This window comes from Streptomyces sp. NPDC002265 (assembly GCF_040296125.1).
Lineage (GTDB): Bacteria > Actinomycetota > Actinomycetes > Streptomycetales > Streptomycetaceae > Streptomyces.
The window spans coordinates 1-20955 of the sequence record NZ_JBEOWS010000043.1 but is presented as its reverse complement, the minus strand read 5'-3'; the positions used below and the strand labels follow the sequence as shown (position 1 = coordinate 20955).

The 20955-nt window shown below is 69.7% G+C and carries 13 protein-coding genes; 2 read left to right on the top strand and 11 right to left on the bottom strand.

Features of this window, described 5'->3' with window-relative positions; all coding sequences use genetic code 11:
- Window positions 1–238: 238 nt before the first annotated feature.
- The 7 genes from ABT085_RS10835 to ngcE all read right to left on the bottom strand — a co-directional run bounded on the left by ABT085_RS10835 (window position 239) and on the right by ngcE (window position 8609).
- Window positions 239–1561 (bottom strand): sugar ABC transporter permease, encoded by a 1323-nt coding sequence (locus ABT085_RS10835; protein ID WP_351604504.1) that lies wholly within the window; start codon window positions 1559–1561, stop codon window positions 239–241.
- Entirely contained in the window at window positions 1558–2349 is a 792-nt protein-coding gene (locus ABT085_RS10830; protein WP_152886235.1) for an ATP-binding cassette domain-containing protein, read from the bottom strand. The genes ABT085_RS10835 and ABT085_RS10830 overlap by 4 nt, the downstream gene beginning before the upstream one ends.
- 247 nt (window positions 2350–2596) lie before the next feature.
- Window positions 2597–3697 carry a sugar ABC transporter substrate-binding protein gene (locus ABT085_RS10825; RefSeq protein ID WP_351604498.1) on the bottom strand — a complete coding sequence of 367 codons (1101 nt, stop codon included), beginning with the start codon at window positions 3695–3697 and terminating at the stop codon, window positions 2597–2599.
- A gap of 121 nt (window positions 3698–3818) precedes the next feature.
- The gene (locus ABT085_RS10820) at window positions 3819–5018 is read right to left on the bottom strand and encodes an ROK family protein (protein WP_162468295.1); all 1200 of its coding nucleotides are present in this window, start codon (window positions 5016–5018) and stop codon (window positions 3819–3821) included.
- Window positions 5019–5209: 191 nt separating this feature from the next.
- Entirely contained in the window at window positions 5210–6133 is a 924-nt protein-coding gene (locus tag ABT085_RS10815; RefSeq protein ID WP_351604496.1) for a carbohydrate ABC transporter permease, read from the bottom strand.
- Between the two features lie 18 nt (window positions 6134–6151).
- Entirely contained in the window at window positions 6152–7087 is a 936-nt protein-coding gene (locus tag ABT085_RS10810) for a carbohydrate ABC transporter permease (RefSeq protein WP_351604494.1), read from the bottom strand.
- 73 nt (window positions 7088–7160) lie between these two features.
- Complete coding sequence (gene ngcE, locus ABT085_RS10805) at window positions 7161–8609, bottom strand: N-acetylglucosamine/diacetylchitobiose ABC transporter substrate-binding protein (protein WP_351604492.1); 1449 nt, start codon at window positions 8607–8609, stop codon at window positions 7161–7163.
- 349 nt (window positions 8610–8958) lie between these two features.
- Here ngcE and ABT085_RS10800 point away from each other — a divergent pair, with 349 nt between their 5' ends.
- On the top strand, window positions 8959–12762 hold the full coding sequence (locus ABT085_RS10800) for a GH92 family glycosyl hydrolase (protein WP_502982707.1): 3804 nt from the start codon (window positions 8959–8961) through the stop codon (window positions 12760–12762).
- A 75-nt stretch (window positions 12763–12837) separates the two neighbouring features.
- Here ABT085_RS10800 and ABT085_RS10795 read toward each other — a convergent pair whose 3' ends face one another.
- The 3 genes from ABT085_RS10795 to ABT085_RS10785 form a co-directional block, all read right to left on the bottom strand.
- On the bottom strand, window positions 12838–13224 hold the full coding sequence (locus ABT085_RS10795) for a hypothetical protein (protein WP_351604490.1): 387 nt from the start codon (window positions 13222–13224) through the stop codon (window positions 12838–12840).
- 79 nt (window positions 13225–13303) lie between these two features.
- A complete protein-coding gene (locus ABT085_RS10790; RefSeq protein WP_351604488.1) occupies window positions 13304–16594 on the bottom strand; it encodes a GH92 family glycosyl hydrolase in 3291 nt (1096 codons plus the stop codon).
- A 373-nt stretch (window positions 16595–16967) separates the two neighbouring features.
- Window positions 16968–18053, bottom strand: a complete 1086-nt coding sequence (locus ABT085_RS10785) for a lytic polysaccharide monooxygenase auxiliary activity family 9 protein (protein ID WP_351604530.1) — start codon at window positions 18051–18053, stop codon at window positions 16968–16970.
- A gap of 220 nt (window positions 18054–18273) precedes the next feature.
- Between ABT085_RS10785 and ABT085_RS10780 the strand changes: the two genes are divergently transcribed.
- The gene (locus ABT085_RS10780; protein WP_351604486.1) at window positions 18274–18963 is read left to right on the top strand and encodes an SMI1/KNR4 family protein; all 690 of its coding nucleotides are present in this window, start codon (window positions 18274–18276) and stop codon (window positions 18961–18963) included.
- Between the two features lie 42 nt (window positions 18964–19005).
- Here ABT085_RS10780 and ABT085_RS10775 read toward each other — a convergent pair whose 3' ends face one another.
- A complete protein-coding gene (locus tag ABT085_RS10775) occupies window positions 19006–20484 on the bottom strand; it encodes a HAMP domain-containing sensor histidine kinase (RefSeq protein ID WP_351604528.1) in 1479 nt (492 codons plus the stop codon).
- Between the last annotated feature and the right edge of the window lie 471 nt (window positions 20485–20955).

Sequence of the window (20955 nt, the reverse complement as noted above, 5' to 3'; positions counted from 1 at the left end):
CCTCCTTGCACTTAAAAAGCTGATCGAGCTGTTGCCGGGCTCGTCGAGTCTAATGTTCCGTCCCGGCGCGTGACGCCCGGGCCCTTCGTCGTGGGTCACACGGACGGCCGTACCCACGACGGCCCGGCTTATGACATGCAGGCTTGTGACATACCTGTGCCCGGCACCGCCGTTGGTGCCGGGCACAGGATCTTCCGCGGGCGCCGTCGCGGGATTCCGTGGCGGCGCCTGTGCGGTGTTACGCGCGACCCGCGGCCTTCTGGCTCTTGCGGGAGACGGAGTCGATGACGACCGCGCCCAGGAGCACCGCACCAGTGATCATGTACTGGATGGAGGTGTTCATGTTGAGCAGGTCCAGACCCGTCTGGATCGACTGGATGACCAGCATGCCCAGGAGGGCCGACCAGACGTTTCCGCGACCGCCGAAGAGGCTGGTACCACCGATGACGGCCGCCGCGATGGCGAGCATCAGGGTGTTGCCGCCACCGGCGTTGAGCGTGGCGCTCGCGGTCTGGCCGGCGAAGAACATACCGCCGATGGCCGCGAAGGAACCGGAGATGGCGAAGACGGTGATGCGGACCATCGGGACGCTGATGCCGGCCCGGCGGGCCGCCTCGATGCCACCGCCGACCGCGAAGATCTTGCGGCCGTACGTGGTGCGGCGCAGCACGAAGTCCACGATCACCAGGGAGGCAAGGAAGATCACCAGGGCGTTGGAGACACCGGAGGCGTTGTTCAGCACCGCAGCGGCGGCGAAGGCGGCCACGGCGAGCGCGCCGACGCGCAGCAGGATCTCGCTGGTGGGACGGAAGGGCACGTTGGCGGCCTTGCGGCGGCGCTGCTCCATGAAGGAACCGACGAGCATCGACAGGACGGCGAGGCCGGCCAGCACGTAGGCGCCGATGATGGCCTGGTCCATGAAGAAGGAGCTCTGGCCGAGCAGGTGCACCGGGCCTTCCTCGGCCGGGATGTTGATGGTGCCGCTCGAACCGAGCAGCCACAGCATCAGACCGCTCCAGCCCAGGAAGCCGGCCAGCGTCACGACGAAGGCGGGCACGCCGATCCGGGCGAAGAACCAGCCCTGGAGGGCACCGATGGCGGCACCGGTGGCGATGGTCAGGACCAGGGCCAGCCAGGGGTTCATGCTGTGGTTGACCACGAACACCGCGAAGACCGTGGACGCCAGGCCGCTGACCGAGCCGACGGAGAGGTCGATCTCACCGAGCAGCAGGACGAACACCAGGCCGATGGCGAGCATGCCGGTGGCCGAGAGGAAGTAGCTGATGTTCGAGAGGTTGTCGGCGCTCAGGAACCGGTCGTTCTGCGTCTGGAAGATCGTCCAGATGACGATCAGGCCGACGAAGACCGGCAGCGAGCCGAGCTCGCCACCCTTGATCTTGCGCTTGAACTCGGTGACGTAGCCCTTGAGGCCCTCTTCGCGGACCAGCAGACGCGGGTCGACGACGGCGACCGGCGCGGCGGTGGGGTCATCGGCGGGAGCGACCGTGCTCTGGCCCTCCACCTCGGCCTCCGCCTTGGAAACCTTGGACGTGTCGCTCACTTTGCGGCCTCCGCGCTGCGACGCCCCGCACGACGGGTCACGGCGTTGTCCGTGGCTCCGGTGATCGCGGCGATGATCTCTTCGTGGCTGGTGTCCTTCACGGAGAAGGAACCGTTGTTCTTGCCCAGGCGCAGGACGGCGACGGTGTCCGCGACGGCCTTCACATCGGCCATGTTGTGGCTGATGAGGATGACGCCGAGGTTGCGCTCGCGCAGCCGCTCGACCAGGTCGAGGACCTGCGCGGTCTGCTCGACGCCGAGGGCGGCGGTCGGCTCGTCGAGGATGACGACCTTGGGGTCACCGATGAGGGCGCGGGCGATGGCCACGACCTGGCGCTGACCACCGGAGAGGCTCGCGATCGGGATGCGCACGCTCGGGATGCGGATGGAGAGCGTGCTCAGCAGCTCGCGCGCCTTCTGCTCCATGGTGACCTCGTCGATCGCACCACGGTGCTTCAGTTCGCGACCGAGGTAGAGGTTGCCCACCACGTCGAGGTTGTCGCACAGGGCGAGGTCCTGGTAGACCGTCGCGACGCCGAGTCCCGAGGCGTCGTGCGGCTTGTTGATGCTGACCGCCTTGCCCTCCCACTCGATGACGCCCTCATCGATGGGGTGGACACCCGCGATCGTCTTGACCAGGGTGGACTTTCCGGCGCCGTTGTCGCCCACCAGGGCGACCACTTCTCCGGCGTGGACCTCCAGCTCGACGTCGGTGAGGGCCTGAACCGCACCGAACCGCTTGGAGACTCCGCGCAACGCCAGCACGGGCGTAGCGGACACGTGAACCATCTCCTTCGCCGCCTGACCGGCGGGGATGCCGCGCTCGATCAAACAGGCGCGGAGGGATGTGCGAAAAGCACAAGGTTTACAAGATGAACATGCGCGAATCCGTCGCGCTTCGCAACGGTTCCATCCGACGCCCGCCCCGCAGCGGGGTGTGAAGGTGGGGCAGGCGTCGGACAGGTTCGCGGGACCGCCGGGCGGTCGTGACTCGGGCGGCTACCCGTGGTGCGGGTAGTCGCCCGAGACGAACTGCTTACTGAAGGCCGGCCGCCTTGCAGGCCGCGGCGAAGTCCGCGGTGCAGATGTCGGCGACGGAGTACAGACCGTCCTTGATCACCGTGTCCTTGATGTTGGCCTTGGTGACCGAGACCGGGGTCAGCAGCTGCGAGGGCACCTTGTCGCCGGAGCCGCTGGTGAGCTCCTGGGTGGCCAGGGACTTGATGTCCTTGCCCTGGAGCAGGTTGACCGCGAGCTGGGCAGCGGCGTCCGCCTCCGGCTTGAAGGCCTTGTAGACCGTGGAGGACTGGGTGCCGGCGACGATGCGCTGGATGCCCGCGAGCTCGGCGTCCTGGCCCGTCAGCGGGATGCCGCTGATCTTCGCGCCCTTGAGGGTGTTGGCGATACCACCGGCCATGCCGTCGTTGGCGGAGTAGACGCCCGCGATGTTCTTGGCACCGAGCTGGGTGATGGCGGCGGACACCTTCTGAGCGGCGACCGTGTCCTTCCACAGACCGGACTGCTCGTACGCGATGTCGACCTTGCCGTCGAGGGCCTTGTGGGCACCCGCCTTGAACTGACCGGCGTTCGGGTCGGCGTCGTCGCCGTTGATCATGACGATCTTCGACTTCGGGGTGGCCTTGGAGCCGAGGGCGGCGAGGAGGGCCTCACCCTGGAGCTCGCCGACCTTCTGGTTGTCGAAGGACACGTAGGCCGAGACCGGACCCTGGGCGAGACGGTCGTACGCGACGACCTTGATGCCCTTGTCCACCGCGGTCTGGATGGAGGACTTGATGGCGGCCGAGTCCTGAGCGGAGATCACGAGGACCTTGACGCCCTTGGTGATCATGCTGCTGACCTGCTGCGCCTGCTTGGCAGCGTCGCCGGCCGCGTTCGCGTACTCGACGTTGCAGTCCGAGCACAGCTCCTTGACCTTGGCCTCGAACAGCGGCTTGTCGAACTTCTCGTAGCGCGCGGTCACGCTGTCGGGGAGCAGGAGACCGATGGTCTTGCTGTCCGACGAGGAGGAGCTGCTGCTGCCGGAGTCCTTGTCGCCGGCCTTGCCGCAAGCGGCCACCGAAAGGGCCATGGAAACGGCAGCGGTACCGATGACGACTCTACGCATCGTGTTGTTCATTGGTGGTGCCTCCCTGACAGGGCCGCAACGCTGCGGCCGAGGTGGGTTGGAGTCAACTCGGCCGCAGGTTCGACGTCAAGAAGTAAATACTTAACGGGTTGGCAACGGCGTGTTTCGTTCTCTAAGTGAAGGCGGGTGCCGCGGTAGACAGCGACCCGTCCAAAAGGGTCGAATCGCCCATCTCGTTGAGTGCGAGAGCGAGCGCCCCGAGCACCTCGGCACGGCCCCCAAGTGCCCCAGGAAGCACCGACAGTTGGCGGGCGGCACTGGGGATGGCATAGCGCCCCACGGACTCCCTGATGGGCCCCAGGACCAGCTCACCGGCCTCGGCGAGATCGCCGCCGAGGACCACCCGGCTGGGGTTGAGCAGGTTGCAGAGATTTGCGACACCACTGCCGATATGCCTGCCGACGTCGCCGATCACGCGACGGCAGCCCGGGTCTCCGTCCCTGGCCAGCCGCACGACACCCTCCATGGTCAGATCCATGCCGTGACTGGGCTGGAGCAGTGGCAGCACGTAGCGCGCGGCCGTGAAGGTCTCCAGGCAGCCCCGGTTGCCACAGCGGCAGACGGGACCTGATTCATCGAGTGTAATATGTCCGATTTCTCCTGCTGTCCCGCCGGGACCCCGGTAGATCTTCCCGTCGATCACCAGCCCCGCGCCGACACCGCTGGAGACCTTGATGTAAGCAAGGTCACGCACCCCGCGGCCGCTGCCCCAGACCAGCTCGCCGAGGGCGCCCAGGTTGGCGTCGTTGTCCACGTGGACGGGCACGCCGAGCCGCCCCCGCATCTCCTCGGCGGGTCTGCTGCCGGTCCAGCCCGGCAGGATCGCGGTCGAGCCCAGGGTGCCGGACTCCACGTCGATCGGCCCGGGCACCCCCAGGCCCACGCCCGCGATCTTCGAACGGTCCACGCCGGTGGCCGCGATCAAGCGGTTGACCAGCTCTTCCGCCCGGTCGAAGCCCTGGGCGGAGGAGGCGTCGACGTCCAGCGGCTCGGACTCCTCGGCCAGGACCTGATGGGCCAGATTGCCCACCGCGACCCGTAGGTGGGTATGCCCGAAATCGACGCCGATGACGATGCCGGCGGCGCCGCTCAGCGAGACGCTGCGGGCCCGGCGGCCGCCCGCCGAGGTGGGCGTGACCTCGACGGTCCCGCCGTCCTTGAGTTCACGGACGATATTGGAGACCGTCGCCGCCGACAGGCCCGTCGTCCTCGCGATCTCCGCCTGGGTGAGCGATCCCGCCAGCCGGACGGCACGGACGACCCGCTCCAGGTTGGCTCGGTGCAGCGACGACTGCGACCCTGGAGTCTCCACGACGACCTCCTGCGCACGGGACCGCCGCGATGAGGCCCCGTCTATGTCCAACTAGTGAACTCTAAGCTGAGCCGTTCGGGTCGCCTCCCGTCAAGAGGTTGAACAATTTCGGGGGTACTGGGTGCAGCAGCGCACACCGCTCCCGGCCACGGGAACGGTGTGCGCACGGGCGCCTGCGGAGCGCTACTTCACTACTTCAGGGTGGCCGAGGTCAGTCCCGCCTGTACCTGGCGCTGGAAGGACAGATAGACCACCAGCATCGGGATCATCGCGATGGTCACGCCCGCGAAGAGGACCGGCAGGTCGGTCGCGTAGCCCATCTGCTGCTGAAGCTGGATCAGTCCCTGGGTGAGCACGTAGCGCTCGGGATCGTCGCCGCTCTGCGGCTGCATCAGGACCGTCGGCAGGATGAACTGGTTCCACTGTCCCAGCGTGTTGAAGATTCCGACGCTGATCAGACCCGGCTTCGCCATCGGCAGCATGACCTGGAAGAACGTCCGGGTGTGCGAGGCCCCGTCGAGGATGGCCGCCTCGAAGACGGCCGACGGCAGGGTCCGGAAGAAGGCGTGCATGAAGAACACCGTGAACGGCAGCGAGTAGGCGACGTAGACCAGGATCAGGCCCTGGTAGGTGTTCAGCATGTCCAGGCGTTTGACCATGAAGAACAGCGGCACCAGGGCCAGGAACACCGGGAACATCGCGCCGGCCACGAAGAAGTAGTAGAGGAACCGGTTGCCGGGGAACCGGTAGCGGGCCAGCACGTACGCGGCCATCGAGCCGAAGAGCATCGTCAGCGGCACCGAGAACGCCAGCACGATGACGGTGTTGAGGAGGTAGTCGCCGATACCCGTCTTCCAGGCCCGGGAGAACACGTCCAGCGACCAGTGCTGCGGCCAGCCGAAGGCCGAGCCGCCGATCTGCGCGTCGGTCTTGAAGGAGCTGAGGACCAGCCACACCAGCGGCAGCACGATCAGCAGCGCCCACAGGGCGAGGAAGCCGTGCGAGAAGGCGTTCAGCACGACGCCCTCGCGGGGCCGGCCGTCGGCGCGGACCGGGGCCCTGCCCGCGGAGCGCTGGGCGGGGACCTGGGTGGTCTCCTTGATGGGGGTGCTCATCGTCGTCGTCTCTCCCGCTCAGAACTCGATGCGCTCACGGCGGGTGGCGCGCAGTGTGACCACGGACAGGACCAGGGTGAGCAGCAGCATGATCACGCCCATCGCGCAGGCGTAGCCGCTCTTGCCGAAGTAGAGGAAGTTGCGCATCATCACGGTCGACATGACGTCGCTCTCGTGGTCGGGCCCGCCGCCGTAGGCGCCCATGCTCGCGGTCATCGAGGAGACCAGGACGAACATGTCCATGGCCACGATGCCCAGGTACACCCAGGCGGTCTGGACGGTGTCCCAGAGCAGGGGCAGCGTGATGCGGAAGAAGGACTGGGCGCGGCCGGCCCCGTCGATGAGGGCGGCCTCGTAGACGTCCCTCGGGATCGACTGCATGGCGGCCGAGAACAGCACCAGGTAGAAGCCGACGCCGTGCCAGACGACGACCAGGATGAGCGCCCAGCGCACGATGCCGGGCTCGTTGAGCCACTCCACCGGGCTGTCGGGGTCGACCAGTCCCAGTTTGATGAGCAGGCCGTTGAGCATGCCGCCGCCGTCGCTGCGGTACACCGCGTTGAAGAGGACCGCGAGAATCGCGAGCGACAGCACCTGCGGGAAGAAGTAGACGATTTTGTAGAACGACGACCCGGCGACCCCGCTGACGCCGCCGGCACGGCTGCGTCCGCCCACGTTCACCATGAAGGCGAAGAAGAGCGACAGCAGAATGGTGATCACCGGGATGAACACCAGGAACTGGATGTTGTGCCAGATGGCCTTCAGGAAGACGTCGTCCTGGAAGAGGGTCTTGTAGTTGTCCAGGCCCACGAAGTCGAAGGTCTGCGACTGTCCCTTCCAGTTCGTCAGCGAATAGCCGAACGTCTGGATGTACGGCCAGATGACGAAGATCAGATAAAGCGCCACGGGAACGAGGAGAAATCCCGCGACGAACCTGTACTGCCCTTTGCGCATGGCGTTCCTGCCCCTGGTGTCCTCCCCCGGGCCGGAGCGGATTCCGGCCCGGGGTCCGCCTCGTCGAGCGCGGTCAGTCGCGGTGGTTCTTCTTGGACGCCGGGTCCTTGGCCGCCTTGTCGACCGCCGCCTGCGCCCGCTTCAGCCACTCCTTGGGCTGGATGCGCTTGGACATGAGCTCGTTGGAGGCCGCCTCGATGGACGCGCCCATCTCGCTGTACCACTCGGTGTACAGGAACCGGAAGGTGTTGTCACCGGCCGCCTTGGACGCCTCGACCGTGGACTGGGTGCCCGGCCGCAGCTGGACGGCGGAGTCGACGCCGTCCTTGAGGATGGTCAGCGAGTTGGCCTCCTTGGCGAACGAGGTCGACCACTCCTTGGACAGCATCCGCCGCATGAACTCCTTTGCGGCGGGCAGGTTCTTGGCCTTCTTGGGGATGATGAACGGCTCGCCGGAGCCGGCCCGGATCGCCTCGAACGGCATCGCGCTGCCGGGCAGCAGCGGCATCGGCATGAACTTCATGTCGAAGTCGTCCGGGGTCTGCTTGAGCTGCTCGTTCTCCAGCCAGGAACCGCAGGTGATGAAGGCGGCCTTGTACTGGTTCCAGCGGGTCTGCGACTCGGTGTGGGTCAGACCGTTCGTGCCGGGCATCAGATAGCCCTTCTCGACGATCTCGTAGATCGCCTCGATGCCGGCCTGTGCGGCGTCGGAGCCGACGAACGCCTTCGGGTCGAGGTTGTCGATCGCCTTCATGGCGTCCAGACCGCCCTTCTTGGCGATCATGTCCATGATGGCGACATTGATGTAGTACGGGTACTTGCCCTGGTGCGCGAGGCCGCCGATGCCCTGGGACTTCGCGTCCTTGCAGATGGCCAGGAAGTCGTCCCAGGTCTTGGGCTCGGTCCAGCCCTTCTCCTTGAAGAGCTTGCCGGAGTACCACAGGCCCCACACCGTGTAGATGTAGTTGAGGGCGACGACCTTGCCCTCCTGCAGGCCCGGGTCGGTGGTGCCGGGGATGAGGGTGTCGCGGACCTTCTTGGAGGGGTCGTCGACCGAGGGCGCGTCCAGGACCTCGGCGAGGTCGAGCAGCTGGTCGTTCTTGTACAGGACGTCGACCTTGATCTGCTGGGCGCCGGAGTCGTCGACGATGTCCGGCGGGTTGCCCGCGTTGAAGCGGGGCTGGAGCTTGCCGCTGATCTCCTGGGTGCCGGTGTGGGTCGAGGTGACGCCGGCCGTCTTCTGGAAGGTCGCCTCCCACGCCTTGGCGTAGTCGTCGCCGTAGCCGCCCTTGAAGATGACGACGTCGAGCTTGCTGCCCTTCTCCACTCCGAAGGGATTGTCCTTGCTGGTCTTCCCCTTGGTGTCGTCCTTGGCGGAGTCGTCGCTTCCGCCACCGCTGGCGCAGGCGGACAGGAAGCTCATCGTCGGTACGGAGATCAGGCCGAGTGCGGCCGACCGCTGAATCAGGGCGCGACGGCCCACACCTTCGGAACCGTGGTTCTCTGCGGAAGTGGATCCCATGCTCAAGTCCTCGCCTTCTCACAGGACTCAGGCGGTGAACCGGATCCTCCCGGCACCGCGGTCAGGTCAAGCAGGGTCGTACAGGACGTGCAGTTCCTCGAATCGCCGACAGGTATAGTCCACTTCCCGCCAACAGGGCAAGATCGAATGCAACGTTGGTCATCGGTCTTTTCCGAGTTGAGACCTCCCGGAAATATGAGCCGCCTGTGCGCGCCTTGCCCGGAAAATCCGCTGCACAGCCCCCGAATGCCCCAGTCAACACCCTTGACAGCACGGGCCACTTGCACCACTACTGGTCCCTGCGCCTGAAAGTTGACAACGTTGTCCAAAGCAGGGAGGACATCCCCGGATGCGGCACAGAACTCGGCACGGATGGGGTGCGGCGGTCGCCTTGACAGCCGCCTTGGTCATGGCGGTGGGTGCACAGGGAGCCGCGGTCGCGCAGCCCGCGACCGCGGCGGCAGACCGGGAGTTCAGCTCCTCGTTCGAGGCGGGCGACCCGGCCCCGGACTGGTCCAGCACCGTCGACACGGCCGCCGACGGCAGCGACCGGGCCTCGGGCGTCGACGGCGGCTACAGCACCGGCATCCCGGGCAACGCCACCGACCACGTCACCGACTTACGGGCGAGCGGCGAGAACACCGGCGCGGGCGAGGTGAAGGAGAACCTCGTCGACGGTGAACCGGGCACCAAGTGGCTGACCTTCGAGCCGACCGGCTGGGTCGAGTTCGACCTGGACAAGCCGCTGACCCTCGTGACGTACGCCCTCACCTCGGCCAACGACTACGCCGAACGCGACCCGCAGGACTGGACCCTGAAGGGGTCGGCCGACGGCACGCAGTGGACGACCCTCGACACCCGCTCCGGCGAGAGCTTCGCCGAACGGTTCCAGACGAAGTCCTACGATCTCGCCGAACCGGCCGCCGGCTACCGGCACTTCCGGCTGGAGGTCACCCGCAACAACGGCGCCTCCGGCATCCTCCAGCTCGCCGACGTGCAGTTCTCCACCGGCGGCGGCAGCGGGCCCGTCCCGCCCGCGATGCTCTCGCTGGTGGACCGGGGCCCGAGCGGCTCGCCCACCGCCAAGGCGGGCGCCGGGTACACCGGCACGCGGGCCCTGCGCTACGCCGGACGGCACACCGCGGCGGGACGGGCGTACTCGTACAACAAGCTCTTCGACGTGAACGTGGCCGTCGGCCGCGACACCGAGCTGGCCTACCGGATCTTCCCGTCCATGGCGGACGGCGACCGCGACTACGACGCCACCGACGTCTCCGTCGACCTGGCCTTCACCGACGGCACCTATCTGAGCGATCTGGGCGCCACCGACCAGCACGGCTTCGCGCTGTCGCCCCAGGGGCAGGGTGCCGCCAAGGTGCTCTACGTCAACCAGTGGAACGACGTCGTCGCGCGGATCGGATCGGTCGCGGCAGGCAAGACCGTCGACCGGATCCTGGTGGCGTACGACTCCCCGGGCGGCCCGGCGAAGTTCCGCGGCTGGCTCGACGACGTGAAGATCCGCACCGCGGCACCGCAGAAGCCGAAGGCCCATCTGGCGGACCACGCGCTCACCACCCGCGGCACCAACTCCAGCGGCTCCTTCTCCCGCGGCAACACCTTCCCCGCGACGGCCGTGCCGCACGGCTTCAACTTCTGGACGCCGGTGACCAACGCGTCCTCGCTCAGCTGGCTGTACGACTACGCACGTGCGAACAACGCCGACAACCTCCCGACGATCCAGGCGTTCAGCGCGAGCCACGAGCCGAGCCCCTGGATGGGCGACCGGCAGACCTTCCAGGTGATGCCGTCGGCCGCCGCCGGCACCCCGGACACCGGCCGCACGGCCCGCCAACTGGCCTTCCGGCACGAGAACGAGACCGCGCGGCCGTACTACTACGGAGTGCGGTTCGAGAACGGGCTCAAGGCGGAGATGGCGCCGACCGACCACGCCGCGGTCCTGCGCTTCACCTACCCCGGCGACGACGCGAGCGTCCTCTTCGACAACGTCACCGAGCAGGCGGGGCTCACCCTCGACCCGGCCACCGGCACCGTCAGCGGCTACTCGGACGTGAAGTCCGGGCTGTCGACCGGCGCGACCCGGCTGTTCGTCTACGGCGTCTTCGACAAGCCGGTCAAGGAGGGCTCGTCCAGCGGGGTCAAGGGCTATCTGCGGTTCGACGCGGGCGCCGACCGCACCGTCACGCTGCGCCTGGCCACCTCCCTCATCGGCCTCGACCAGGCCAAGGACAACCTGCGCCAGGAGATCCCCGACGGCACCTCCTTCGGCACGGTCCGCGACCGGGCCCGCAGCCAGTGGGACAGGCTGCTCGGCAAGGTCGAGGTCCAGGGCGCCACGCCGGACCAGCTGACCACCCTCTACTCCAGCCTGTACCGGCTGTACCTGTACCCCAACTCCGGCTTCGAGAAGGTCGGTTCCAAGTACCAGTACGCCTCGCCGTTCTCGCCGATGCCCTCGGCCGACACCCCCACGCACACCGGCGCGAAGATCGTCGACGGCAAGGTGTACATCAACAACGGCTTCTGGGACACCTATCGCACCACCTGGCCCGCCTACTCCCTGCTGACACCGCATCAGGCCGGGGAGATGGTCGACGGGTTCGTACAGCAGTACAAGGACGGCGGCTGGACCTCGCGCTGGTCCTCGCCCGGATACGCGGACCTGATGACCGGCACGTCCTCCGACGTCGCGTTCGCGGACGCATACGTGAAGGGTGTCGGCTTCGACGCGAAGGCGGCGTACGAGGCCGCCGTGAAGAACGCGACGGTGGTACCGCCGTCCTCGGGCGTGGGCCGCAAGGGCATGGCGACCTCCCCCTTCCTCGGCTACACCAGCACCGACACCCACGAGGGCCTGTCCTGGGCGCTGGAGGGCTACCTCAACGACTACGGCATCGCCGAGATGGGACAGGCCCTCTACAAGAAGACCGGCCAGAAGCGGTACCAGGAGGAGTCGGCCTACTTCCTCAACCGCGCCCGGGACTACGTGAACCTCTTCGACCCGCAGGCCGGGTTCTTCCAGGGCCGGGACGCCAAGGGCGACTGGCGCGTGGCGTCGGCACAGTACGACCCGCGGGTCTGGGGCTACGACTACACCGAGACCAACGGCTGGGGCTACGCCTTCACCGCCCCGCAGGACAGCCGGGGCCTGGCCAACCTCTACGGCGGCCGTGACGGCCTGGCGAAGAAGCTCGACACCTACTTCGCCACCCCCGAGACCGCCTCGTCGGACGTCGTGGGCTCGTACGGCGGTGTCATCCACGAGATGACCGAGGCCCGGGACGTGCGGATGGGCATGTACGGGCACTCCAACCAGGTGGCGCACCACGTGACCTACATGTACGACGCGGCGGGCCAGCCCTGGAAGACGCAGCAGAACGTCCGCGAGGTCCTCACCCGGCTCTACACCGGCAGCTCGATCGGCCAGGGCTACCACGGCGACGAGGACAACGGCGAGCAGTCGGCCTGGTACCTGTTCTCCGCGCTCGGCTTCTACCCGCTGGTGATGGGCAGCGGCGAATACGCCGTCGGCTCACCGCTGTTCACCAAGGCGACCGTCCATCTGGAGAACGGCAAGGACCTGGTCGTCAAGGCGCCCAGGAACAGCACGCGGAACGTCTACGTTCAGGGCTTGAAGGTGAACGGCCGTACCTGGACGTCGACTTCGCTCCCCCACTCGCTGCTCGCCAAGGGCGGGACACTGGACTTCGCCATGGGGCCGAAGGCGTCCTCCTGGGGCAGCGGCAAGAACGCGGGGCCCGTGTCGATCACCCGGGACGACCAGGTGCCCACCCCGCGCGCGGACGTCCTGAAGGGCGGCGGCGCCCTGTTCGACAACACCTCGGCGACCGACGCGACGGTGACCTCGGTGGACCTGCCGGTCGGCGCGAGCACCAAGGGCGTCCAGTACACGCTCACCTCGTCCGCCGACCACACGAAGGCCCCGACGGGCTGGACCCTTCAGGGCTCGTCCGACGGCACCACCTGGAAGACCCTGGACCGGCGCACCGGCGAGTTGTTTGCCTGGGACCGGCAGACCCGCGCCTTCTCGGTCGGGTCACCGGGCTCGTACGCGCACTACCGGCTGGTCCTGGACGGCGAGTCGACGCTGGCGGAGGTGGAACTGCTGGCGTGACGGCCTGACGGAGTTCCGAGGGGGCGGGTCCGGTGACGGGCCCGCCCCCTTCGTGTACGCGGTCCGGGGCGCCGCTCAGGGCGCGACGGGCTGCCGGGGCAGTCGGGGCAGCAGTCTGCGCAGCGCGTCCGCGTGCTGATGGACCCGCCGGAGCACCGCTCTGCGGGTCGCCGCGAAGACCGGGACGTCGCGGGACGGGCCGCACTCGGCGGCCGCGTACAGGTCGTCCAGCCAGGCACCGGTGCCTCTGGTGCCGTCCGGCGCCACCGGTATCAGCCGGGTCAGCACCTCGGACTCGGCGCCGCCCAGGAACCAGACGCGGACCATCAGGTCCTCGCGCCGGTAGCGCAGCCCCCCGTCGATGTCCTCCGCAGGACAGAAGCCCTCGCCGTCCACCAGGAACGCGAAAGCCGTACGCGCTTCGGCCCGGAACTCCTCGGGCAACAGCGGCCGTTTCCCCATCCGGGGATGCTTGCACGCGGCGATGTGCCCCCGCCACCGCAACGGGCGAGGGCACATCTTTTCGGCTTTTCCGGCGTCGTCAGCCGACGGCGACGGTGAAGACGTGGAGATCGGTGTCGTCCGGCAGCCGGACCGACGCGACGGTCCTGCCGGCCGGGGCCGTGAAGGGCTCGGTGGCGAAGACGTAGGTCACCACCGGATCCCGGTCCGCGCCCGCCACATTGCGGTAGGCGGTCCTGGCCACGACCGTGTTGCCGTACTGGACGGTGCCCCCGCCGCCGCCGGCCGTCCAGTCGGTGAAGGACAGGTCGACGGTGTCGGTGCCGCCGTCGGTGTAGGTGACGGTCGCCCTGGTCCGCTGGTTGCCGTTGACGGCGCTGCCGATGAACGACAACGTCGAGGCGGGCCTGGCGAGTTCGATGGTCTGTCCGGCGGCCGAGACGTTGTCCGGGCGCGCGCTCGGCGAGTCGGGCCAGGTGAAGGCGAGTCCGTTCACCGTGCCCGCCGCTCCCGGGGTGAGTCCGGCGGCGGCGAGGGCCTGGCGCGAGTAGCTCCAGCCGCCGCCGTCGTAGTCCGCCTCGTCGTGGTCACCGCTGTCGTCCGAGACACCGGTGTTGTTGTAGGCGGCGAGCAGGGTGCCGGGGGCGGCGACCGTCAGCGCCATCGGCTGCCGGTAGGAGGTGCCGTCCGAGGTCACGGTGACCTGCACGTCGTAGAAGCCCTGGTGCGCCGAGGCGCCGACGGTGAGCCTGATGCCCTGGGAACCGTCGGTCACCGTGCCCTCGGCGGGGGTCGCCGTGACCCCGGCGGGCGTCTCGACCCGGTAGCGCACCTGCGGTCCGGTGCCGCCGTTCAGCGCCAGCGCCCGGATGGCCAACTCGGTGCTGCCGCCCGGCGCGAGCGTCGCCGTGGTGGGTCCGACCCCGATCTGGTACGGCTGTTCGCCGGCCCGGAAGGAAGGCGGGGCGTCGGCCGGGTCGCTGCCCCAGCCGCGGTCGGGGGTGGTGGAGAGCGTGTAGTCCAGGCGGCCGCCGTCCCGCACCAGCGAGGCGGGCAGCCAGGACCGCTCGGTGCTGCGGCCGTCGACCTTCAGCGAGCTGATGTACGGCGCGTCCGCCGCCGCTCCCCTCGCCCGGATCGAGATGTCGCCGGCGTGCGGTCTGCGGATCTCGATGCGCTCGAACAGCGGTGAGGCGAGGACGAGTTCGGCCCGGGACGGGACCTGGGGGTACATGCCGAGGGCGGAGAAGACGTACCAGGACGACATGGCGCCGAGGTCGTCGTTGCCGGGGATGCCGCCGGGCTGGGTCGACCACAGCCGGGTCATCGCCGCGCGGACGGTCTCCTGGGTCTTGTACGGGGCGCCCGCGTAGTCGTACAGGTAGGGGACGTTGATCGACGGCTCGTTGTCCAGCTCGGACTTCTCGCCGCCGTTGCCGGTGAACGCCCAGCCGCCGTCGGCGTCGTGGAAGAAGGTGTCGAGCCGGGCGAGGGCCTTGTCGCGGCCGCCCATCGCGGCGAACAGCCCGGCCGGGTCGTGCTGGACCATCCAGGTGTACTGGGCCGCCGTGCCCTCGACGAAGCCGTTGCCGGTGGCCGGGGTGAATCCGGTGACCCAGCTGCCGTCGGCCTTGCGGTTGGCGATGTAGCCGCCGCCGGGGTCGGCGGCGAGGTTGAAGCTGTTCTGCCACCACTGGGCGCGGCGGGCGAAGCCGGCCGCGGTGTCCTTCTGCCCCGCGGCCGTGGCGAGCCGGGAGAGCGCGTAGTCGGCGCCGGACATCTCCAGGGTCTCGGCCGCGCCGCCCCAGGCGTTGGAGACGGACGGCATGTAGTGCAGGTCCAGGTACTTGTCGAGGGACGGGCGCTGCCCGGCCGACAGCACCGGTTTGCCGGCCGCCGACAGGTCCTGCTCGGTCGGCACCGTGGCCGCCTTCACCAGCGAGGCCAGCGCGCCGCGCAGATCGAAGTCCGTGCCGCCGAAGGCCCGGATGCCGGCCAGCGCGATGGGCGAGGGGTCGCCGTTCATGACATGGGTGCCGCTCGCGCCGTGCAGCCAGCGGTCCCAGACTCCCCCGTTCTGCCGGGCGAGTTCGTACAGCGACTGCGCGATGTCCGAGCCGGTGCGCGAGTCGAGCAGGGTGAGCAGCTGGACCTGGGAGCGGTAGACGTCCCAGCCGGAGAAGGTGCCGTACTGGGCCCGGTGACCGCCGCCGACCCGGTGCACCTTGCCGTCGGAGCCCCGGTAGCGGCGGTCGGTGTCGCTGATCACGTTCGGGTGCAGCAGCGCGTGGTAGAGCGCGGTGTAGAAGGTGGTGCGTTCCGCGTCCGTGCCGCCGCCGACCCGGATCGCGGACAGCCGGTCGCGCCAGGCCCGTCGGGCCGCCCCGCGCACCGCGTCGAAGGAGCGGCCCGGCGGGTTCTCGGCTCTGAGGTTGGCCTCGGCGCCCGCGCGGCTGACGTAGGAGATGCCGACCTTGACGTTCACCGGGCCGGTGCCGGGCTCGAACTCGACGTAGCCGCCCGCCCCCTTGCCCGCGACGGGCCGCCCGCCCGCCGAGAAGCCGCCGGTGCCGCCGCTCGCGGAGGTGGATCCCGGGGTGAGCCGGTCGTCCTGCCAGGTGCCGGTGGCCTTGAACGGACGGTCGAAGCGAGCGGTGAAGTACAGGGTGTAGTAGGCCCGTCGACCCTCCGGGTCGAGGTAGCCGCAGAAGTTGCCGGAGGTCACCGAGCCGGAGACGGTACGGGTCACGGGGTCGATCTCGACCGTCGAATCGGTGGAGCCCACCTCGGAGTTGGCGGTGCGCACCAGCAGTGAGGCGGGCTTGCCGGCGGGGTAGTCGAAGCGGGCCGAGCCGGTACGGGCGGTCGCGGTGAGGTCGGCGGTGACACCGGAGGCGAGGCCCACCCGGTAGTGGCCGGGTCCGGCCGTCTCGTCGGCGTGGCTGAAGTCGGAGGCGTACACCGCGTCCTTGGTGTCGCTCGCCGGGGACGAGGTGACCTCGCCCGCGTACGGGAAGAACGGGATGTCGCCGCTGCCGCCCGCGCAGCCGGTGCCCGACATGTGGGTGAGGCTGAAGCCGCGGATGCGGGTGGCGTCGTACTGGTAGCCGCCGGGGGCCGCGGTGCGGGTGGCGTCGCCCCGTGTGTTCTCGGGGCTGAAGGAGAACATGCCGAACGGCGTGACGGCGCCGGGGAAGACGTCGCCTCCGTTCCTGGTGCCGATGAGCGGGTCGACGTACGGGGTCGGGTCGTCGACCAGGACGGACGGTGGCGCGGTGGTCGCGGCGGTCGCCGCGAGCGCGGGGGTGCTGCCGCCGGCCGCGAGCGCGGCGGCCAGTAACAGCGACAGTGACACGGGACGGAAACGCATGACGCGGCCCCTCCTCCTCCGGACGGGTCGCGCACCACGGGTCGCACAAGCCGCAGGGACAGTAGCGTGCGCCAGCCGTACCACGGAAGGGCGCGTCCGGACGTGTGGGCTCGTCCCGCGCTCACCCGGGCGGAGCAGGGCCCGTCCGCCCGGCGAGGAGGCTGCCGGGCTCGCCGGGAATGATGTCCCCGGCTCTTGACATCGTTGTCCGCTGAAGCGGTAGAGTCATACGCAGATCAGAAGACAACGTTGTCGCATCACGGATCCCCAAGCCATGTTCCGCCCGGTCGCACCGACCCCCCCTACGGGACCGACCGGCCCGCGGACCCGAAGGGCACCGGCTCGGCCCCACGGGTCCGCCCAGAGCGGCGGCTCAGCCCACCTGACAGGGCAGAGCCGCCGCGCTGTCCCCTCCGGAGCCCGAGACGACGTATCCGAACGTCGTGCTCTGCCCCGGACTCAGTGAGCCGTTCCAGTCGGCGTTGTGCACCATCACGTCCTGTCCGCTGTAGGTGGCGTTGCCGTTCCAGAGGCTGGCCACCGACTGACCGCCCGGCAGCGTCCAGTCGACCATCCAGCCCAGCATCGGGACGTTCCCCGAGTTGGTGACGGTCACCTCGGACTGGTAGCCGCCGTTCCAGCTGTTGGTGGTCCGGCGGGCGGCGGTGCAGGTGCCCGGGACCGGGTCGGTCGGGTTGCCCGGGTCGTGGATGCCGGTCACCTCGCCGTTGCCGCCGTCGAAGACGACGTCGGAGCAGGAGTAGAAGGTCTCCGCGCTGTCCGAGCGCTGCCAGACCATGTAGACGATGTGCCGTCCCGACTTGCCCGCGGGGAGCTTCCCCGTCCAGGAGTAGTTGGCCTCGACCGTGCCGGGGGTGCCGTTGAGCGGCGGGTGGTCGACGGTCAGGAACGGCTGGGCCTCCATGTCGTTCCAGGTGAGGGCCTTGGCCGGGTCGAAGCCGTCCTTGGTGATGTAGACGTAGAACCAACCGGGGTGCGCGGCCCAGGCGTTGTACGAGAAGTCGACGGTCGCACCCGAGGTGAGGTGGGTCAGCGGCCAGTCGTTGCGCGGCAGGTCGAAGCCCGTGAAGTTGGGATTGCCGCCGCTGCACAGCGAACCGTCGGGCACGAAGCCGCGGGTGCGGCCGGCGCCGTCCGAGCGCAGCACGGAGAACCAGTTGTAGAACGGGGTGGTACCGCTGACCTGCTGCGCGGCCTTGCAGGCCGGGTTGACCGGCTTGATCTCACCGGTGTCGGTGAGCCCGTCCTGCCAGCACAGGAAGGTGCGGCTGCCGGGCTTCATCGGGGTGCCGTGCGCCTCCGCCGGGCCGCCGGCCGTGAGGATCAGGCCGAGGGCCGGGACGGTGGTGAGCAGGGCCAGCAGGACGAGGAACAGGGCGCCGCGGGAGGTCGGGCGCCGCGGTAATCGACGCGCGATCGCCTTGGGCGTGATTGTCATATGCATGACAGATATACGCATGACGGAGGTGCATCCCTTCGCTCGACGGTCGTGGGGAACGTGTGCACGGGGACGACAGGGGGCGGGAGCACTGCCGGGCGGGTTCCGGTCCACCATATGGGAGCGCTCCCACCCCACTGGTGCGGAAGGTAGCGCCGTACGGCGCGGTTGTAAACGGGCCCGGTCCGTGATTGTCGGTGGGGTGTCGTACGGTGCGGTCATGAACGACGTCTTCGACCTCCGCCAGGGGCTGGCCCGGGCCCTGGACGGCCGCGAGCAGGCCTGGGAATTCATCAGGGACTTCGCCGCCTGCTGGGAGCGGCCCCTGGAGCCGGCCGACGGATTCGGCGAGGCCGAACTGGCGGCGGCCGAGCAGCGGCTGGGGATGCCGCTGCCCGCGGCCCTGCGCGAGGCGTACGGGCTGTTCGGGCGCCGGTCCGACCTGACGAGCAATCACGACACCCTCCTCGGCCCGGACTCCCTGTACGTGCACGACGGGGCGCTCGTGTACCAGGCGGAGAATCAGGGGGCCGCGTTCTGGGGAGTACTCCTGACGGACCTGGAGCAGGACGACCCCGCGACCGTGATGCGGCCGGACCTCGCGGACAAGTCGCAGGAGCGCTGGGAGCCTTGGGAGCCCGCGCTGTCGACGGCCTTCGTGTCGATGGTCATGTCCGAGCTGATGCAGCTCGACGACGGACTCACCGACCACGCCGAGGCGGACGAGGACCTCGACCTGGCGGGCACGTTCACGGAACTGCCCGCCGTGGGCCGGAGCCTGCGCTGGTTCGCCGGCCCCGACGTCCTGCTGCGCGAGGTGGACGGCTGGTTCCTGGACGTCCGGGCGCGTACCCCGCAGGCGCTGGACGCGGTGCGGTCGGCGATAACGGCGGACTGGCTGTACTGCTGACACCGTCGGCCGGCGGGCGAACCGGCTCTCGTGCCGGCGCGGTCACCCGTCGGTCCGTACCGCCCGGCCGACGGGGCGGTCGGCCCGGCGGGCACCGTCCGGTCGTACGACGTCCTCGGCGTCGGTCACGACGTCGTCCGCGAACGGGAGTTCGACGGTGAACTCCGTACGGCCCGGTTCGCTGTGTACGTCGATGCGGCCGCCGTGCGCCGCCGTGATCGCCGCGGCGACGGCGAGGCCCAGACCGGAGCCGCCCGCCGTGCCGGTCGCGCGGCTGCGGGAGGCGTCGCCGCGGGTGAAGCGTTCGAAGACCGTCGGGAGCAGGCCGGGCGGGATGCCGGGGCCGTCGTCGCGGACCCGGACCGCGCAGGTCGCGCCGCGGGCGCCCGCGGTGGCCTCCACGGTGACGACGACCGTCGTACCTGCCGGGGTGTGCGTGCGCGCGTTGGCCAGCAGGTTGGCCACGACCTGGTGCAGCCGCGCCTCGTCGCCGACCACCATCGCCGGTACGCCCAGGCGCAGGTCCAGCCGCCAGTCGTGACCGTCGGCCGCGGCCCGCTCGTACCGCACCGCCCCGGCGACCAGCGAGGCGAGGTCCACCTCGGCGGACTGGAGCGGACGGCCCTCGTCGAGCCGGGCGAGCAGCAGCAGATCCTCGACCAGGCCCGTCATCCGGGCCGACTCGGCGGAGACCCGGCGCCAGGCCAGCAGCGGCTCGCCCCGCCCGGGGCCGCGGTTCATCAGCTCCGCGTAGCCCGCGATGGAGGCGAGCGGGGTGCGCAGTTCATGGCTGGCGTCGGCGAGGAAGCGGCGCATCCGTTCCTCGCTGTGGCGTACCCGCTCCTCGCTGCGCCGGCGTTCGGCGAGCGAGGACTCCACGTGGTCGATCATGCGGTTGAGGGCGGCTCCGACCTGGCCGGCCTCGCTGCCCGGGTCGGTGTCCCGTTCCGGCACCCGGGTGAGGCCCTCGCCCCGGCCCAGCGGGGCGTGGGAGACGGCGACGGCGGTGGCGGCGATCCGGCCGAGGGGGCGCAGCTGGCGCCGGATGACCACGGCGCAGACGCAGCCCGCGGCGGTGAGGCCGGCCGCGGCGACCCCGCCCTCCACCCTCACCAGCCGGCCGATCAGGTCCTGGACGTCGTCCATCGGCAGTCCGGCGAGGACCCGGACGCCGTCCGCCTCCAGGGCGGTGACCCGGTAGGTGCCGAGACCGGGCACGCTGCGGGTGTGCGGGGAGCCGTCGGCCGCGAGGTGCGCCAGGGCCGCGCTCTGGGCGCCGGTGAGGTTCCGTGGCGGCGCGCCCTCGTCCACCAGCGCGGCGGCCAGCACGCGGCCGTGGCCGTCGAGCCGGGCGGCGAGCATCCCGGCCGGGTGCCCGCGCTCGCCGAGGAACGTCAGGTCCCGGTCGAGCTCCGGGTGGAGCGCGGCCCCGCCCAGGCTGTGTTCGGCGGCGTCGGTGACCCGGTCGTCCAGGTTCCCCAGCAGATAGGCGCGTTGGACCAGGACGGTGGTGAGTGCCATCGCGGCGCACACGGCGGCGAGGGTGGCGCAGATGAACAGGAGCAGCCGGTCCCGGAGGGAGCGGCGGCCGGACGGCCTGCCGGGCAGACGGCCGGACAATCTGCCGGACAATCTGCCGGGCAATCGGCTGGGCCGACGGCCTGGCAAGCGGCCGGGCAGGTCGAACGGGGGCTCGTCGTCGACGGTCCGCACACGGACACGGCCGCTTCGGAGCCCGGAGGTGCCAGTCATGTAGCGATCCTGTCCCGGTCCGCTGGGGGAACCCTGTGTTCACCCTGAGGGCCGGCGATGACCTCACCGGACGGGACGCCCGGACCACGGAGCCGGCCGGACCACGCGGACGGCCGGACGCGGGGGCGGGCGGCAAAACCCGGGGGGGGGGTTGGGGCCGCAGCCCGTGGGGCGGGGGCGACGTGGGGGGGAGGTGGGGCCCCCCCAGCAGCCAGGTGGCGCCGGTTGGGGGGTAGGGCG

What these genes read in the sequence shown, in the direction of transcription:
- ABT085_RS10830 (WP_152886235.1), bottom strand. Translation starts at nt 2,349, where the DNA reads ATGGTTCACGTGTCCGCTACGCCCGTGCTGGCGTTGCGCGGAGTCTCC.
- ABT085_RS10795 (WP_351604490.1), bottom strand. Translation starts at nt 13,224, where the DNA reads ATGGGGAAACGGCCGCTGTTGCCCGAGGAGTTCCGGGCCGAAGCGCGT.
- ABT085_RS10775 (WP_351604528.1), bottom strand. Translation starts at nt 20,484, where the DNA reads ATGGCACTCACCACCGTCCTGGTCCAACGCGCCTATCTGCTGGGGAAC.
- ABT085_RS10785 (WP_351604530.1), bottom strand. Translation starts at nt 18,053, where the DNA reads ATGACAATCACGCCCAAGGCGATCGCGCGTCGATTACCGCGGCGCCCG.
- ABT085_RS10815 (WP_351604496.1), bottom strand. Translation starts at nt 6,133, where the DNA reads ATGAGCACCCCCATCAAGGAGACCACCCAGGTCCCCGCCCAGCGCTCC.
- ABT085_RS10780 (WP_351604486.1), top strand. Translation starts at nt 18,274, where the DNA reads ATGAACGACGTCTTCGACCTCCGCCAGGGGCTGGCCCGGGCCCTGGAC.
- ABT085_RS10810 (WP_351604494.1), bottom strand. Translation starts at nt 7,087, where the DNA reads ATGCGCAAAGGGCAGTACAGGTTCGTCGCGGGATTTCTCCTCGTTCCC.
- ngcE (WP_351604492.1), bottom strand. Translation starts at nt 8,609, where the DNA reads ATGGGATCCACTTCCGCAGAGAACCACGGTTCCGAAGGTGTGGGCCGT.
- ABT085_RS10825 (WP_351604498.1), bottom strand. Translation starts at nt 3,697, where the DNA reads ATGAACAACACGATGCGTAGAGTCGTCATCGGTACCGCTGCCGTTTCC.
- ABT085_RS10800 (WP_502982707.1), top strand. Translation starts at nt 8,959, where the DNA reads ATGCGGCACAGAACTCGGCACGGATGGGGTGCGGCGGTCGCCTTGACA.
- ABT085_RS10790 (WP_351604488.1), bottom strand. Translation starts at nt 16,594, where the DNA reads ATGCGTTTCCGTCCCGTGTCACTGTCGCTGTTACTGGCCGCCGCGCTC.